Here is a 16,371-nt window from a genome sequence, read left to right as displayed (position 1 = left end):
AATATTTTTTTTAAAACGATAGGTTTGCCAAAAAGTTTTGAATTTGCTTTAAAGAATGAAGTACAAAATACATCAAAACCAAAATTTTAAATCTCCTTCTTCAAATCCAATTGGTAAAAGAATTTCTTCCAAACTTTCTCTTTTATAGATTCTATCTACTAAATTTTGTAACTGAGTATTTAAAAACTCATCTGCCGTACTAATTTCTTGAATAGTTGCGCCTCTATTTAATTTTATTTTGATAGAATATTCTTGATTTTTGAAATTAACTTTTCTAATAATTTCACTCGCTGGTGAACGCCCCCAAACCCATTCAAAGGATTTATATTTCTCTGTCGCTAGTTTCTCTATTTGCTTTACTTCTTCTTGTGTAAGTGCGTGTATGTGAACAGGTTTATTAAAATACAACAAAATAAAATGAGCTAATTTTTCTTCAAAATGCTCTATGGTCAAGATAGGTTCAGAATCCTTATTTTCTAAAGCTTCTTTGATATTAATTACTTTACTTCGAACTGATTTGAGACTTTTTGAACTAACTTCTATGTTTGTAGGAATTGTTATAGCTTTTTCTAGCTTTTCCAAGTTTGTATCGAAAAGAAGTGTTCCGTGTGTAATAAAACGATTCTTATTAGTGTATTGAGCTGTTCCTGTAATTTTTCGTTTTTCTCCTTTGCTGTTTTTTAGCCAAATATCCGAACGCTGACCTATATTTGCTTCCAAACTTAGCGTTTTCAAAAACTCTACAATAGGAATTAAAAGTGAATCGTAATTAGCGACCAATTTTGTATCAAGTGGTTTTATATAACTAAAATTCAGATTATTCAAATCGTGATAAACCGTTCCACCACCCGAAATACGACGAGAAAGAAAAATATTTTGAGATTGTAAATAATTATAATTCATTTCTTCCCAAGCATTTTGGTTTTTTCCCATTACCAAAGAGGGTTCATTTCTATAAAAAAGCAAATACTCACTTTCTTTGTTTGTGAAGTTAGATAAATATTCCTCTAAAGCGAGGTTAAAAAATGGATAATGAGAGGGCGAAAAGATGATTTTCAAGGTGTTAGATTTTTTGTTTTATAGTTTTGTACCAAAATATTGATAAAGTAGCTTTTCAAATTGCTCTTTACTTCCATCAAAGTTAGTTTCTTTTGATTGACTTCCCTTTGTAATTTTTAATTGATTGTCATTTAAAGTTATTCTTCCATCTGTACTTAACATAGAAATAACTTTCTTCTTTGTAAAATGAGAATCTGAACTTGTCTGATGAAATAGACACATTTCTTTAAATTCTGTCAAATCTCGTTCTTTTTTTGTAAAAATATATTGAGGAGTGATTTCATCTTTTATCAATTCATTTATTCTGAAATATTCATCATCAAATTTATCAAAAATAAAATTTCCAATCATATCTTTCTGTAAAATATCTAGTTCAATAAGCAAAGGATGTAGAGAAAACTTACCAAAACCAACGTCTACTAAATATTCTTTATTAAAGAAAGATACAATAATAGCTAAGTGGTCGTATTCTCTTCCATAATTTTCCGAACGACTGATATTTCCAGTTCCTTTATACACTTTAGCAGAAATTATTTTAGCATCAAAGCCTAGCTCTTTCAATAACTGATAAAAAAGACTATTGAGTTCATAACAAAAACCACCTCGCTTATTTTCTACTATTTTATCAAAAATAGAATCATTATGGAGCTCTATTTTTTTGTTGTTATGAATATCTAAGTTTTCAAAAGGAATCGTTTTTAAATGTGCTTCTTGTAAGGAATTTAGAGTTTGTAAATTTATCTCTATTTTCTGAGTATAATTTATTCGTTTGAGATATTTTTCTGTATTCATTTTATTATTTCAAAGAATTAATCCACTTCTTTTCTAAAAAACCATCCTCAATTTCACTCAAATCAAGAGTTGGGTCAAAAAATAACTGACTTCTACGTCCATTTAATGTAACATAAACTTCAGCTCTAATTATTGGGTCTGAGTTTTCGTCTGTGCTATATTTCTCTTTCAAAAAATGAGCGTATTGTAAAATCATATCTGGCTGAAAAGACATTTGTTTTTCTTGATGACGATTCAAAAATTCACTATTATCTACTACTCCTTCTCTTCCTGTTTTTGGATTTTTGACATAAAAGGTAGCACTTCCAAACTTTTCCATAAGCATTACTCGCCAAGAAAAACGATACCCTTCTTCTTTCCAAAAAAGCGTTTCATTGTACGACTGTTCTGTATAAAGCATAAAGCGAAAGGGAAACAAAATTTGAAAAATCAAATAGATTCCTATTATATAAAGCCACTTATTAGAAATGAATTTAAAATTTCTGAGAGGATTTAGTAATAGATGAGAAGACTGTTTTTTGTTGGTAGAATAAAATGTAAAATACCTTATTGATTTTGATTTTTTAAGTAATGAAAAGATAGCAAAACTAATAAAATTCAATACTTTTTCGTGATGTTTTGCTTCAAAGAAAATTAAGGTAAGCGCAATCATAACAACAGGAAAAACTCCAATCTGAAATAAATATCCTGTCATGGCGTGAAAACCAACAACTGCAACATAAGCAAACCAACGAGTTTTTTTATAGAATAAAGCAAAAGGAATAAGCAAATCATAAAACATTCCTGCCCAAGAAAAAATATAAGCTGTCATTTCATACTTCATCAGAAAACCAAAAATCGGCATATCATAATGAGGAGGAAGCCAAATTTTGAGAGGCATTGCATCAAAAAGCCATTCAGAATTAATCTTGGCTAATCCTGCATAAAAATAAGTAATGGCAAGTTGAAATTTGAAAATTAGAATCCAAGCACGAGAAACTAAAAGAGAAGGAGAAACAGAAAAGATTTTTGAAGTAAAACCTTTACTTTGATTTTCAGATTTATTTACAAAAACAATACAATCAAGTGAGTAAAAACGATGAGCAGGTACAAAAATGAGCAGAAAAGCCATCAAACTCACAAAATAATAATGATTGAGATAATACGTAATATCAATGAGCTGACAATATGTAAAAGTCAGAAACAGCAAAAAAGCAGAAAGACGATACAAAAAACCAAAGGCAACTCCTAAACTTGCCAAAAGTAGAAGTATATGAACAGCATACATTCCATAACTATTCAACGGCTCAACCCACTCAAAACCAAAATACTTGAAGTGAAAAACAGGTTTGATATAATGCTTTTCTATCCAACCCATATACCAAAAACGAAGTGTGCTAAAAAAAGTGAGTAAACCAAATAAAATTCGGAAACTTACTAAAGGAGCTATTGAAGTAGGTTCTTTGAGGAGATTTTTCATTTAGTTTGGATTACCAAAAACTACTGACAAAGTTTTTATGAACATGACAACAAAGGCTAGGTTATTTTTCCTTAGAATTAGGTTTACAAACTTCCCTAACGAGATTTAAATATAGGAAAAGAATCTTTAGACTAAAAAAAGTCATTTTTCCATAACATAGATTTTATATTATAGAAAAACGACTTTTTACAATGATTTCAGCTTTAATAAATTATATTCTAATACTGAATAAGCTTTTTCAATTTATCGACAAAACGCTCATAAGGCAAGAAGTTTTTCTCCAAATCTGCACTAAATGGAACAGCCGTATCAAGACTTCCCTCACGCATAATTGGTGCATCAAGATTTGTAAAATGATGCTCTGCAATCCAAGCCGAAATTTCTCCACCAATTCCACCAGTTAGGCAATCTTCGTGTAAAATAATTACTTTTCCTGTTTTCTTAACAGTTTCTGAAACGGTTTCTTTATCCCAAGGAAGTAGCGTTCTTAAATCAATGATTTCTAAAGAATGATTCTCTCCTAGCTCCTCATTCAGTTCTTGAGCTGCCTTTTTTGCCCAATGTACGCCCATTCCATAAGTAATAATACTGACATCTTCTCCTTCTGAAACTGTTGCAGCTTTTCCGATTGGAAGCGTGTAATAATCATCATAAATATCTTCTGAAATAGCACGGTAAAGAGCTTTATGTTCGAAGAAAATAATTGGATTTGGGTCTTCAATAGAAGCATTCAAAAGTCCTTTTGCGTCATAAGGCGAAGAAGGATAAACTACCTTTAACCCTGGTGTATGAGCAAACCACGCTTCATTTGATTGAGAGTGAAAAGGTCCTGCTGCCACACCTGCACCTGTTGGCATACGAACCACAACATCAGCATTTTGTCCCCAACGGTAATGAGATTTAGCCAAATTATTAATGATTTGATTAAATCCACAGGTAACAAAATCAGCAAATTGCATTTCCATAACAGCCTTCCAACCACGAATAGAAAGCCCTAAACTAGCCCCCACAATGGCAGACTCACAAAGAGGTGTATTTCTAACACGTTCTTTTCCAAACTGCTCAACAAAACCATCTGTAATTTTAAAAACTCCTCCATAATCGGCTACATCTTGTCCCATGATAGTCATTCTTGGATAACGTTCCATGCTCTGGCGCAGTGAATCCGAAATAGCATCGATTAAGCGTTTTTGAGTTTGACTACTACTAATTGGTGCAATAAGCTCTTGCTCGTGAGGCGCATACATATCAGCTTCTTCTTCCTCAGTATTCGGAACAATCTTAGGTAATTCTAAAGCTGTATCTAGTGCCTTTTTAATGGTTGAAAAAAATTCTTCTCTAATTTCTTTTGTTTTTTCTTCTGTCAGAATATCATTTTCTATCAAGAATTTTTCATAATTCATAACTGGGTCTTTTTTCTCCCACACCTCAAAAAGTTCTTTTGGAACATATTTAGTTCCTGATGCTTCTTCGTGTCCACGCATACGGAAAGTTATCATTTCCAATAAAACAGGGCGAGGATTTTCTCTCATTTCTTCTGCCAATTTCTTAACTGTCGAATAAACTTCTAAAAGATTATTTCCATCTACCTGCACAGCTTTCATTCCATAACCTATTCCTTTATCAATAAATTGTTTACAACGAAACTGCTCATGACTTGGCGTAGAAAGTCCATAACCGTTATTCTCTACAACAAAAATGGTAGGCAAATCCCAAACGGCAGCTACGTTTAAGGCTTCATGAAAATCTCCTTGTGAAGTACCTCCATCGCCAGTAAAAGTAACCGTAATACGTTTTTTATTTTCCAAAACATCAGCTAAAGCAATTCCATTAGCAACAGTCAGTTGAGGCCCTAAATGCGAAATCATTCCGACAATATGATGTTCGTTTGTTCCAAAATGGAAAGACCTATCTCTACCTTTTGTAAAACCTTCTTTTTTGCCTTGAAACTGTGCAAAAAGCTTTTCAAGTTCTATCTTACGAGATGTAAAGAGACCTAAGTTTCTGTGAAGTGGTAATAAATATTCGTCTGTTTGAATGGCTTCTGCAATTCCGACCGAGATAGCTTCTTGTCCGTAACCCGAAAACCATTTTGAAATCTTGCCCTGACGAAGTGCAATCAGCATTCTATCTTCAATCAAACGAGGTTTCAGAAGTGATTTATACAAATGAATAAGCTGTTCATCAGAAATATCAGTTCTATCAAAAATCATTTCCTCTTCAGAATAAGTTTGTCGTATTTCTGTTTTTGAATTTTCAGAAATAGTTGACGTTTCTTCTTCAATTTCCTGTTCGAAGATAGCTTCTACTTGTATTTGTTCTTTAGTGTCATTTACTGCATCTGTCAGTAATTCTATTTCAGTTTCATTTTCTTTTGGTGTTTGTATTTCCTCCTCTTTTTCATCTAATTCTTCTTGAATTGAATCTTTTAAATAAGTAGTATCAAACAGCTCAACTTCCATTTCTAGTTCTTCTTGAATCGAATTGATTTTATCTTCTAAAGAGGGCAAAGATGTACCATTTAATTCTGTCTCTTCTGTTTTTCCTTCTTCTGTTTTTTCTTTTTTAGCAAACCCATTCAAGTATGCTTTTGGTTTTGGTAAATCATCTGAAAATTCTATTTTTTCAAAAAAATCTATATTTTCTTCTGTATCTTCTAATTCAATTTCTAATTCTATCTCTTCTTTTATTTGCTCTGATTTTTCCTTCTTTGATGGAGTTTGTTTGTGCATGTTTTCTAACTCTTCTCTAATCGCATTCATTTCATCTTCTGAAAAACTATCAGCTCTATCTAAAGGACTTGCAAAAATATTTGGGTCTTTTTCTAGCTCTGTTTTCTCTTCTTCTTTATCATTTTCTTCATCAAAAAGCATATCCAAAGGATTACTTACCTTTTTATTAGGAATAGTATTTTCGATTTCTGTACTTTTTTCTTCATTTTTCTCCTCTACTTTTTCTTCATCAAAAAGCATATCTAGAGGACTTGATGATTTTTTGATGGTATTGGTTTGTGTCTGTTCTTTCTCTGAATTATTATCTATATCTTTTTCTTTTTGTTCTTTTTTTGCTTCTTTTTCTTTTTCCTCTTGCTCTTTTTTTGCTTTTGCTTCTTGTTCAGCTTTTAATGCTAGTTCTAATGGATTCATAATCAATTTAGTTGAATTGTGAGTTGCTTAGTTTGTGTTTTTTGGATAGAAATCAATTGATAATTTACTAGTATTTATTCGTAATAATTACAATCTATATACTAAAATACGTATTTTTTTTGAGAAAAGTCTTTTGAAAGAAATAGATTTTCGATAAATATACCTTATTGAGTTATTGGTAAGAGATTTGAAACGGCAAAATTTTGGAATAAGTTGAATCTATTTTATTCGAAAGGAATCAAATCTACTTCAATAGTTACTCCTTTAAATTTTTTCTGCCCGAGCAAATTATAAGAATATTCTGGAACAGCTTTATAGATAATTTCACTTTTTGCCACCACGGTAAGGAAATGGTCGTAAGCTTGAATATCAAAAGAATCTCCCAAAATATTATTAAAAACATTTGAGCTGCTCAAAACACCTGCTTCAATATGATTTTCTTGTGAATAATCATACAAATCCATTGAAGTAAGAATAGATTCTTTTTCATTGGCGTAATATTTTGCGTGTAGCTTAGACTCAATCCGAAGTTCAATATTTGTAAACTGCTTAAAAAATTCTACATCTTTTATAGCGATATTTTTGATAGGATTCTTTCCACTTTTAGCAAAAAGAACGATTATTTCAAGATTTGGATTGATAAGTTTTACTTGTAATAACTTTTTATAATAGGAATGCAAACGAATATAAGGTGAAATAAGAATTAATCTTTTTTCAGCTTTTTCGATAATTTCTCCTACTTTATGATTCAGATTATTTCCTGTTAAGAATTTTGGCATACATCAAAAGTACAAATTTTTAAATTTTTATAAACTATGAATCATTTTTTTAGTTGATTTAATATGGAAATTCTAAATTCGAATTAAAGTTTTGAATAAGCTCTGAATCTCCTCATTTTTTAAACTGACTATTACTTATACAATGCTTGATTTTTTTCTTTCTATTTTAAAATGGCTTCTTATTGGCCCTGCTCTTTTTTGTTTGATAGGAACTGTTTTTAGCTTTATCAAAAACGAATCTTGGTGGGTACGTGGTTTTGATTTCCCTCGTATTCAAATGCTTGTCATTATCGTTTTTTCAGCTGTCTTACTCTATTTTTTCAATGAAGTTGTTCTGGTTAAATATATCTTATGGGCAGCTCTCTTTGTTGCACTTTGTTTTCATAGTTGGGTAATTTTTCCTTATTCTCCATTAGCTTCTAAAAACGTAAAAAATGCAGAAAATGTAACAGAAAATACTTTGAATATTAGCGTTTTGGTTTCAAATGTATTAATGCATAATAGAGAAACTCAAAAATTAAAATCACTTATAAAAAGAGAAAATCCAGATATAGTTTTTATGGTCGAAACCGACCATTGGTGGGCAGAACAAATGGAATATTTAAAAGAAGAATATCCTTATCAGCTTCTAAAGCCTATCGATAATACTTATGGACTTTTGTTTTATTCGAAAAAAGAGCCTACCAAATTAGATTTTAATTATTATGTTCAAGATGATGTCCCTTCTATCATTGCTACCTTCAAGTTAGATAAAGATAGCAAAGAAACTTTTGATTTTTATGGAATCCATCCTCGTCCTCCTGCGCCAGAAGAAGCAAAAACATCTATTCCTCGTGATGCAGAACTAGTTATGGTAGGAAAAGAAATTGAGAAAAAAGACAATCCTACTATTGTAGCTGGTGATTTTAATGATGTAGCGTGGTCGCATACTTCACGTCTTTTTAGAAGGTTAGGCAATTTGCTTGACCCACGAATTGGACGAGGAATGTATAGCACTTTTCACGCTGATTATGCTCTTTTGCGTTGGCCTCTTGACCATATTTTTCATTCCGATGAGTTTCAAGTTATTGAGATAAAAAAACTAGAGCATGTCGGCTCTGACCATTTCCCTATCTTCATTAATTTAGCTTACATTCCTAAAGAAAAACATACCCAAGAAGAGCCAGAACCAGAAAAAGATGATGAGGAAGAAGCTAAAAAAAAAGTCAAAAAAGCGCAGCTAGATAATACAACAGCTTTATAATACTGTTTTAATTGATGTTACTCTATTTTGTATTCTGTGCGTTAGAGAAAACAAAGTTTCCTAATTCCCAATTCCTTGCCACCATTTCCCATGTCCTAATTCCTAATTTCCAATTCTTTTACTTCACAAATACATCTAAACCCCAACCAAGAAGTAGGATAACGGTATCGAATGCGCTCATTAATCGTACTTTGAAGAGGAACATGAAGCCAAGAACCTCCTTTAGAAATACCTTCTTCTTCTATCATTTCGGCTACATTTCCGATGGTGTGATGAAGCCCTAGAAGTGTTGTAGGCTCAGAGTAAGCATAAACTACTGGTGGAATTTTGGTAGAATCTCCCTTTGATTTATTCAAAACTTGACTCAAATTAAAGGCAGAAGGAGGAACAATAGAAGTATCAAAACCATATTTTATATTTTCTTGATTTAATGTATCAATAAAAGATAAAGCTGCCTTTTCCCATTCTTTTTCGGTAGGCAAACGATATTCAAAACGGTATTTTTTATCTCTTGTACTGACAAAGTTTTGTGTTGCTATTTCACTTCTCCATTTACAATAATTTTTGGCTTGTTGATAAGAAACTCCCACAACAGGCAAAAAACGATAACCTTCATATTCAAGATAACCTAGTGAAAGCGAAAGTTTGATAGAATCTAAAAAAGGAACTTCTTTATCCATCCAAACGCCATTGGTAGGAATTTGATTTTGATAATATTGATAGGAAGAATCCTCTCCCATATAATGTAAATACTCCAAATAAGAAAGATTTACAACTTCTGTTTTGTCCATAAACAAATTATCACTTATCCAAACTGTGTTGGGAGGTGTGGGAAGATTGGGTTTTTCATTAAGATGACTTTTGACTTTTTTATTCACTTGTTTTTGCCACGCTCTGTAAGGAGAAGAACAGGCAAAAGAAGAAAAGAGAAGAATAAATAAAGCTACTTTTTTGATAGACATAAGAAAGGTTTTGATAAATTTATGATTTCATAGGCTAGTAAAAAATAAGAACGAAATAAAGTGTTTATAATTACCTTATTCTTGCTGCAACCAATTAAATTTTTCATCTTTCCAAAAAATAAAACCTCCTCCACAAGATTCTTCTTGATGGATATAGATAGCATCATAACTCAAAACTACTCTTTCATCTTGAGGAACATCTTCTAACCCTCTAAAGTCATCATCATAATTAGAATAAAGAATTTCGCCTTCATTTATTTTTCTAAAATAACCTACCCAATTATAATATTCCATCTTAAAAGGGTCATTTTTTCCTCCCAAAAATAAAGTTTTAGGAATGCTATTTTTTTGGTAATTAATAAATACAATACGCTTATCGTCTTTATTATCTTTTATCAAAATAGCTAAATCTGCAATACTATCTCCAAAAAAATCTCCTTTCAAACAAAAAACATCATTTTTTATATCAATTTTATAATTATCCAAGACAGGCAAACGACTCATTTTTTCTTTTATTTCGGCTATAAAATCTTTCTCTTTTTTCAAGAAACCATTAAAAACATATCCTTTACTTTCTTCGGAAGCAAAACTAGAATAAGGACTTATTTCTACCCAAGTCCAAAAACCATCTATTTTTTCTCCATTTTCATTCACAGAATAAGAGTAATTTGTTTTCCTACTACTGGTAATGCGTGTTCCAAAATCAAACTTGCCTATTATTTTTGCTGAATCATTTGGATATTTTCGAACAAGCAATCCATTTTCTGCTGTAACAAAATAGTCTTGTGCAAAGCAAAAAGTTGAAGAAAAGAGAAATAAAATCAAGAAGAAAGCATTTTTCATAATTGAATTTTTAAGTAAAATATTTTTCAAATGTAGCCATTATAAAAGTTATGTCTCTTAAACTTATATATTTTTTTAGTGTTGTTTACATATTTAATTTACTCAGAGAAGTTTTTTAAGAATACTTATTTTAAGCCTTTGTTGGTGTTTTAGCATAGCGACACCAACAAATATACCCAAAAAGCCCATGTTTAGACAACTTCAGAAATAAAAAATAAAATGAGGCTGCCCTTTTCAGACAGCCTCATTGAAATAAGAAAAAAATTATGCTTCATGTTTGAAAGCATGTGCAAATTCATTCTTAGCAAAATCTTTTAAAGTAGTTGGTGTTGTATTTTCAGAAGTTCTTTTGTAATCATTTAAATAATCACCTTCATTCAATGCATTAAAAAGCTCATCATACCCTTCTGCAATCGTTTGAGGAATTCCATTTTGTACCATTCCATTTATTGCATCTTCTCTTGAAAACTGCATATATTTTAAGTTTGGTTTGCCTATTTCATTTCCCAAAATCTCGGCTACTTCATTCATAGTCAAATCTTCTGCACCAGAAACAAAGACAGAATTAAAACCTTTAAAATCTAGATTCAAAAGATGTTTTACAGCCACTTCCCCAATATCTTTAGTGTGAACGATAGGAGTTTTAATATCACTTTTTAATGAATATCCAAATAGTCCCATATTTTCAATCATTGGAACTAAGCCAAAAAAGTTTTGCATAAAGTATCCTGCACGAAGTGCCGTTATATTAAGTCCTTCTATTTGCTTTAAACGTTGTTCAAATTCATACAAACCTGTAACAGGACCTGCTCCACTTTCAAGTTGTGCTCCATTCGAACTTAAAACAACAATATTTTTAACATCTGACTTTTGAATAGCTTCTACAATAGAATTTCCAATTCTTCTCATAAAACCTCTCCAATCTTCTTGTAAGTCCCATTTTGGAGGAATGACGGCATAAATAGCTGTTGCTCCTTCGAAAGTTTTTGTTAAAAAATTAGTGTCTTCTAATTCTCCTACAGCTGGAATTGCTCCCTTTTCTACAAAAGATTGTAAGCGTTCTTCGCTTCTACTAATTGCTTTTACTTTTTTCCCTGCTGCTAAAAGTCTATTTACAACTTCGCTGCCTGTGTTTCCTGTTGCGCCTGTGATTACGTACATAATGAAATTTGATTTAAATGTGAAAATAAAAATTGGAATTAAAAATACATACCTGTATGTATGTTACTTGTTTTAAAAAAAAGCAAATCAAAAATCTGCTGCTTTTTATATTCTTTACCAATGAGTTTAGTCAAAGCTAAAGAATGATTATATGTTTTTTAATGACCTTAAAGCCATGAGTAATGAGTTTATACTTGCTTGAAAAGCCTCAATATTATTTTTTGCTTTTCCAATGGTGTAACTTCCTTCTAAGCCTGCTATAATAAAATAACTCCATTCATTTGGATTTACTTCAAGTTTTATTTGCTGCTTTTCCTTTCCTTTTTCCAAAACTGCTTGAATAAAAAAGTATTGTTTGTCTATTATTGCTGCTAATTTTTGTCTAAACCCTTCGTCAATAGCAGACATTTCTTGTATCAAATTATTTAAAGGACAGCCCACAGAAATATTCTCGCCAGTAGAAAAAGAAGCTATTTTTTCTATTGTTTGACAAATCAGATCAATAGCATGTGTATCTTTATTTTTAATTAATTTTTGATAACTATCTTCCCATACTCCAACAAAATTAGGATAAATGATTTCATCTACCACAGCATAACCTAGCATATTTTTGTTAGGAAAGTAATGATAAAATGCTCCTTTTGTAATTCCTAAATCAGCTACTACTTTATCCGTACGAACTCCTTGAAAGCCTTTTTGTAAAATAGCTTCATAGTTTTTTTCCAAAATTGCAGTTCGTGTATCCATTATGTATGTAAAAATAAATCGCTGGTTGAAATAAATTTTTGCTTTATCTGATTGACACTACAAATATATACATACTTGTAGGTATGCTACAAGTTTTTAACTTTTTTTATTAAAAACTATCAAGAATATTAGATTCTTCAATGGTAGGAATAGGTTCGCCTGTCTCTACTTTCTGCTCTAGTTTGCCTATAAAATACATGATTAAGATAGGGATTATATTTATTGCAATTTTTGTAGTTTCTTTCTCTGTGTTAAGATTCATTTGAAACTCTGAAGTAAAAAAAGAAAAATCAAACGTAAATAAGGCTTCATTTGTTAAGTTCACTCCAACAGCAAACTCTACACCTGCAATATATTTATAAGAGAATCCAAGTAACATAAAACTAAGTATCTGTAATGCTTGATTAATAGCTGATAATCTGAACGATTCTCTATTAGTATAGTTCAACAAATTATATCCACAATAAATGGAGAAAGAATAAAGCCCTATAACAAATAATAGAATTAATAGCCCTAAAGATAAAAAAATATTAGACTGAAAACCCAACCAAACTATTAAACCTATTCCCATTACCCCTCCTAAAATTTGATAGTAAGCAAGAACTTGAATTTGAGCTTTTATATTTTTATTTAAGTCTTGTTTCATTTCCTAGTTTTTAAATTATATTTTTGATAGTGTCATATTTTGAAATAATTTTAAAGATAAAACTATTATTTTTTGATAGCTAAATAATCTTAAAATACTTCTCTTATCAATCGTCTTTATCTAAAACTCGCTTTATTTGTATAATTGTCTAAAAATAAAATCCAACTTTTTTAAACGTATGTCAAAAATTACTTTTTATACAGCTTTTATAGCTCTGTTTTTTCTATTACACTTTTCCAATTCTATTTTTGCTCAAATAAACCCTCTTTCAGCAGGTAAAGCACTTCAAAAAATAGAACATCTTCAAACGACTGGTAGCATTTTGTATATTGCAGCTCACCCAGACGATGAAAATACACGACTTATTACACATTTTGCACAAGAAAAAGGCTATCGAACGGCTTATCTTTCCCTCACTCGTGGCGATGGTGGACAAAATTTAATTGGCGAACAAGTTAGAGAAGGACTTGGTATTATTCGTACTAATGAGCTTTTGGCAGCACGAAATACAGACGGAGGAAATCAATTTTTCTCTCGTGCCAATGATTTTGGTTACTCAAAAACTCCTGAAGAAACTTTTACTATTTGGGAGAAAGAGCAAGTTTTGGCAGATGCTGTTTGGGCAATTCGTAAGTTTAGACCAGATATTCTCATTACTCGTTTTTCGCCCACTTTAGGAGGAACACACGGACATCACACAGCTTCGGCACAGATTGCAATGTTAGCTTATGATGCAGCGGCAGACCCAAAACGTTTTCCAGAACAGCTAAAATATGTAGAAGTTTGGCAACCAAAACGTATTTTTTGGAATACCTCTGAATGGTTTTTCAGAAGAAATGGAATGCAAATGAGTGAAGACAGCACAATGAAAATCGAAATTGGTGGCTATGATGCCATTTTGGGAAAATCATACAATGAAATTGCAGCGCAGAGCCGTTCACAACATAAAAGTCAAGGGTTTGGAAGTGCTGGTTTTAGAGGTCAGCAAACTGAATATTTACAGATTTTGAAAGGAGATTTGCCAGAAAAAAATGCTTTTAAAGGAATAATCACAGATTGGAGTAGAGTAAAAGGAAGTAAAAAATTTGTAGAATTAATTCAAAAACTCAAAAAAGAATATAACCCAGCAAAACCTCAAAATTCGTTTGAATTAGTTGTTCAATCTTATAAGGAAGTAAGTCAATTAGAAAAAAGTCCGATTACAGAAAATGCAAAGAAAATCCTTACCGAGCTTATTTTCACAACAGGAGGACTTTTTGCAGAAGCTATTACAGATAATTCGCAAGTAGCCAATGGAGATTCTCTTCAACTAGAATTAAATCTTATCAAGCGTTTTGATGTACCTGTTATTATTTCAACAATAATTTTGTTGGCTGAAAACGCAAAAGGCAAAACTGATTTAAAAGATTTTTATCTTAATGCCTATAATCAAACGCTCAAAACAAATGAAATTGAGACTTTCTCTAAGACAATTCAATTAAAAAATATAAAAAATTCAAATCCGTATTGGCTCAATGAAAATCAAACGACAGGAATGTACAGCGTTGATAATCAAGAATTAAGAGGTTTACCAAGCAACCCTGCCAATCTTAAATTAAGTTTGACATTGAACGTTGGGGGTAAAGAATCAAGCATTCAAGAATTGACTGTCGAACTGCCAATTCAACACAAATATACCGACCCAGTAAAAGGAGAAAAATATGCGCCTTTGCTCGTCGTACCAAAAGTAACAGCTCGTTTTTTAGATGATGTAATGATTTTTGCAGACAATAAACCAAAGAAAGTTCGTTTAGAATTGCTTTCAAATACTGATAATCCTGTTTCTGGATTTATAAATTTAATTCCTGAAAAAAGAACAAATGAAAGTTCTGCAAAAACAGACTATTTTGATACTACGCCTACTGATATAAAGTTTTCATTTAATAAAAAGGGGCAATCCAAAATCATAGAAATCGAAATAACTCCTCCTGCAAAAACTCAAAATAATGCTTTACTTGTAGGATTAACTTATCAAGAAAATGGTAGTCCCAATAAAACAGAATTTGCTAAATCAATGGAAAAAATTGATTACGACCATATTCCTTATCAAGCGATGTTCCCAAATGCAAAAGTTCGTTTGATGCGTGCCGAATTAGAGAAAAAAGGAGAGCGAATTGGTTATATTTTAGGTGCAGGAGATTATGTTCCGAAGGCTTTGGAGCAAATCGGCTATCAAGTAGATATTATTGAAGCTAAAAATTTGGGAACAACAGATTTATCAGTTTATGATGCCGTCTTGACAGGGATTAGAGCTTTTAATATTCAAGAAGAATTAGCGATTTATCTTCCAAAACTTCATAAATATGTTGAAGATGGAGGAAACTTAATTGTTCAATACAATACTTCTTACCGTTTGAAAGCTGAAAATATTGGTGTTTATCCATTTCAAATTTCAAGAAAAAGAGTTACCGAAGAAAATGCACCAGTTGTTTTTGAACTTCCAAATCATCCAGTTTTGAATACGCCAAACAAAATTACGCTTTTAGATTTTGAAGGTTGGACACAAGAGCGAGGGCTTTATTTTGCTGATTCGTGGGACGAACATTTTGAAGCTCCAATAAGCAGTTTTGATACAGGAGAAGAACCACAAAAGGGAAGTATTTTGATTGCAAAATATGGAAAAGGAAATTTTGCTTACACTGGAATTTCTTGGTTTAGACAGCTTCCAGAAGGAGTAACAGGTGCGTATCGTTTACTTGTCAATCTAATTTCTTTAGAAGAAAATAATTAATTATTGATATTTTTTGTTGCTTTCTGCTAAGAAAAATAGTATTTTTATCAAACGTTTATCAAAAATTAAAGCCTAAGTATTCTAAAATATTTAGGCTTTACAATTTATTTGCTTTAACTCTATGCGTTTATTTCTCAAAATATTTGTTGCTGTTATTCTCGTTCATATTGTATGGAATTTTCGTTCTTGTTCGTATAGCGCATTAAAGCCTATCTTTTCAGAACGTGCCAAAATGAATGCTGTCATAAAAGTTGAACGAAATTATGGAGCTGAAATAGAGCGTATTTGTGAAGAATTAGAAGCTCCTTCTGAATATTTTAAAGCATTGGTTTTATTAGAATGTTCGGCTCAAAATCCACCTCAAAGTCGTTATGAACCTAATGTTTTTAAGAAACTAAAAGCTGTAAAAGAAGGCAAAAGGAAAAGATACGGAAACCTAACACAAAAAGATTTAGAGCGTTATTCTACTCAAGAGCTGACTATGCTTGCTACTTCTTGGGGAGCTTTGCAAATTATGGGGTATCACGTAATAAAAGAAGGTCTGACAATTGATGATTTGAATGGAGAAAAAGGACTTCAAATTGCTATTCAATGGTGTATTGCTAATTATGGAAAATATCTTGAAAAAAAAGATTATAAAAATGCCTTTCATATTCATAATACAGGAAAAGAACACCCTGTTTTTTGGAAAGCTACTACATATGACCCACTTTATGTAGATAAAGGATTGATTTATATGGCTTCATTGGAATAATTGTTTTTTA

At 31.3% G+C, this 16,371-nt stretch carries 13 protein-coding genes; 3 read left to right on the top strand and 10 right to left on the bottom strand.

Annotated elements, in window-relative coordinates:
* Nucleotides 1-72: 72 nt before the first annotated feature.
* The 5 genes from WAF17_RS01070 to WAF17_RS01050 all read right to left on the bottom strand — a co-directional run bounded on the left by WAF17_RS01070 (nucleotide 73) and on the right by WAF17_RS01050 (nucleotide 7,235).
* The gene (locus WAF17_RS01070) at nucleotides 73-1,059 is read right to left on the bottom strand and encodes a lipoate--protein ligase (RefSeq protein WP_338765155.1); all 987 of its coding nucleotides are present in this window, start codon (nucleotides 1,057-1,059) and stop codon (nucleotides 73-75) included.
* 18 nt (nucleotides 1,060-1,077) lie between these two features.
* On the bottom strand, nucleotides 1,078-1,851 hold the full coding sequence (locus tag WAF17_RS01065) for an arylamine N-acetyltransferase (RefSeq protein ID WP_338765153.1): 774 nt from the start codon (nucleotides 1,849-1,851) through the stop codon (nucleotides 1,078-1,080).
* Between the two features lie 4 nt (nucleotides 1,852-1,855).
* A complete protein-coding gene (locus WAF17_RS01060; protein WP_338765151.1) occupies nucleotides 1,856-3,310 on the bottom strand; it encodes an HTTM domain-containing protein in 1,455 nt (484 codons plus the stop codon).
* Between the two features lie 218 nt (nucleotides 3,311-3,528).
* Nucleotides 3,529-5,523 carry a dehydrogenase E1 component subunit alpha/beta gene (locus tag WAF17_RS01055; protein ID WP_338770134.1) on the bottom strand — a complete coding sequence of 665 codons (1,995 nt, stop codon included), beginning with the start codon at nucleotides 5,521-5,523 and terminating at the stop codon, nucleotides 3,529-3,531.
* Between the two features lie 1,157 nt (nucleotides 5,524-6,680).
* Nucleotides 6,681-7,235, bottom strand: coding sequence for a hypothetical protein (locus WAF17_RS01050; protein ID WP_338765149.1), 555 nt, complete (start codon nucleotides 7,233-7,235; stop codon nucleotides 6,681-6,683).
* Nucleotides 7,236-7,377: 142 nt separating this feature from the next.
* On the opposite strand from WAF17_RS01050, the gene WAF17_RS01045 reads away from it, so the two are divergent.
* The gene (locus tag WAF17_RS01045) at nucleotides 7,378-8,478 is read left to right on the top strand and encodes an endonuclease/exonuclease/phosphatase family protein (protein ID WP_338765147.1); all 1,101 of its coding nucleotides are present in this window, start codon (nucleotides 7,378-7,380) and stop codon (nucleotides 8,476-8,478) included.
* Nucleotides 8,479-8,573: 95 nt separating this feature from the next.
* On the opposite strand, the gene WAF17_RS01040 is transcribed toward WAF17_RS01045, so the two are convergent.
* From WAF17_RS01040 to WAF17_RS01020, 5 genes are all read right to left on the bottom strand, one after another.
* Complete coding sequence (locus WAF17_RS01040) at nucleotides 8,574-9,440, bottom strand: SUMF1/EgtB/PvdO family nonheme iron enzyme (RefSeq protein WP_338765145.1); 867 nt, start codon at nucleotides 9,438-9,440, stop codon at nucleotides 8,574-8,576.
* 75 nt (nucleotides 9,441-9,515) lie between these two features.
* On the bottom strand, nucleotides 9,516-10,283 hold the full coding sequence (locus tag WAF17_RS01035) for a hypothetical protein (RefSeq protein ID WP_338765142.1): 768 nt from the start codon (nucleotides 10,281-10,283) through the stop codon (nucleotides 9,516-9,518).
* Nucleotides 10,284-10,547: 264 nt separating this feature from the next.
* A complete protein-coding gene (locus WAF17_RS01030; RefSeq protein WP_338765139.1) occupies nucleotides 10,548-11,444 on the bottom strand; it encodes an NmrA family NAD(P)-binding protein in 897 nt (298 codons plus the stop codon).
* 147 nt (nucleotides 11,445-11,591) lie between these two features.
* On the bottom strand, nucleotides 11,592-12,191 hold the full coding sequence (locus tag WAF17_RS01025; RefSeq protein ID WP_338765136.1) for a TetR/AcrR family transcriptional regulator: 600 nt from the start codon (nucleotides 12,189-12,191) through the stop codon (nucleotides 11,592-11,594).
* A 109-nt stretch (nucleotides 12,192-12,300) separates the two neighbouring features.
* Nucleotides 12,301-12,837, bottom strand: a complete 537-nt coding sequence (locus WAF17_RS01020; RefSeq protein WP_338765133.1) for a hypothetical protein — start codon at nucleotides 12,835-12,837, stop codon at nucleotides 12,301-12,303.
* A 178-nt stretch (nucleotides 12,838-13,015) separates the two neighbouring features.
* On the opposite strand from WAF17_RS01020, the gene WAF17_RS01015 reads away from it, so the two are divergent.
* On the top strand, nucleotides 13,016-15,607 hold the full coding sequence (locus tag WAF17_RS01015; RefSeq protein WP_338765130.1) for a PIG-L family deacetylase: 2,592 nt from the start codon (nucleotides 13,016-13,018) through the stop codon (nucleotides 15,605-15,607).
* A gap of 121 nt (nucleotides 15,608-15,728) precedes the next feature.
* Nucleotides 15,729-16,361, top strand: coding sequence for a hypothetical protein (locus tag WAF17_RS01010; RefSeq protein WP_338765127.1), 633 nt, complete (start codon nucleotides 15,729-15,731; stop codon nucleotides 16,359-16,361).
* Nucleotides 16,362-16,371 lie beyond the last annotated feature (10 nt).

The sequence above is a fragment of the Bernardetia sp. ABR2-2B genome (assembly GCF_037126435.1).
Taxonomy (GTDB): domain Bacteria; phylum Bacteroidota; class Bacteroidia; order Cytophagales; family Bernardetiaceae; genus Bernardetia.
This window is presented reverse-complemented; position numbering and strand designations above follow the sequence as displayed.

Bases quoted from the DNA above. Each gene is read 5' to 3' on its own strand.
- WAF17_RS01055 (WP_338770134.1), bottom strand. From the start codon at position 5,523: ATGATTTTTGATAGAACTGATATTTCTGATGAACAGCTTATTCATTTG.
- WAF17_RS01020 (WP_338765133.1), bottom strand. From the start codon at position 12,837: ATGAAACAAGACTTAAATAAAAATATAAAAGCTCAAATTCAAGTTCTT.
- WAF17_RS01025 (WP_338765136.1), bottom strand. From the start codon at position 12,191: ATGGATACACGAACTGCAATTTTGGAAAAAAACTATGAAGCTATTTTA.
- WAF17_RS01045 (WP_338765147.1), top strand. From the start codon at position 7,378: ATGCTTGATTTTTTTCTTTCTATTTTAAAATGGCTTCTTATTGGCCCT.
- WAF17_RS01065 (WP_338765153.1), bottom strand. From the start codon at position 1,851: ATGAATACAGAAAAATATCTCAAACGAATAAATTATACTCAGAAAATA.
- WAF17_RS01060 (WP_338765151.1), bottom strand. From the start codon at position 3,310: ATGAAAAATCTCCTCAAAGAACCTACTTCAATAGCTCCTTTAGTAAGT.
- WAF17_RS01015 (WP_338765130.1), top strand. From the start codon at position 13,016: ATGTCAAAAATTACTTTTTATACAGCTTTTATAGCTCTGTTTTTTCTA.
- WAF17_RS01035 (WP_338765142.1), bottom strand. From the start codon at position 10,283: ATGAAAAATGCTTTCTTCTTGATTTTATTTCTCTTTTCTTCAACTTTT.
- WAF17_RS01010 (WP_338765127.1), top strand. From the start codon at position 15,729: ATGCGTTTATTTCTCAAAATATTTGTTGCTGTTATTCTCGTTCATATT.
- WAF17_RS01030 (WP_338765139.1), bottom strand. From the start codon at position 11,444: ATGTACGTAATCACAGGCGCAACAGGAAACACAGGCAGCGAAGTTGTA.
- WAF17_RS01050 (WP_338765149.1), bottom strand. From the start codon at position 7,235: ATGCCAAAATTCTTAACAGGAAATAATCTGAATCATAAAGTAGGAGAA.
- WAF17_RS01040 (WP_338765145.1), bottom strand. From the start codon at position 9,440: ATGTCTATCAAAAAAGTAGCTTTATTTATTCTTCTCTTTTCTTCTTTT.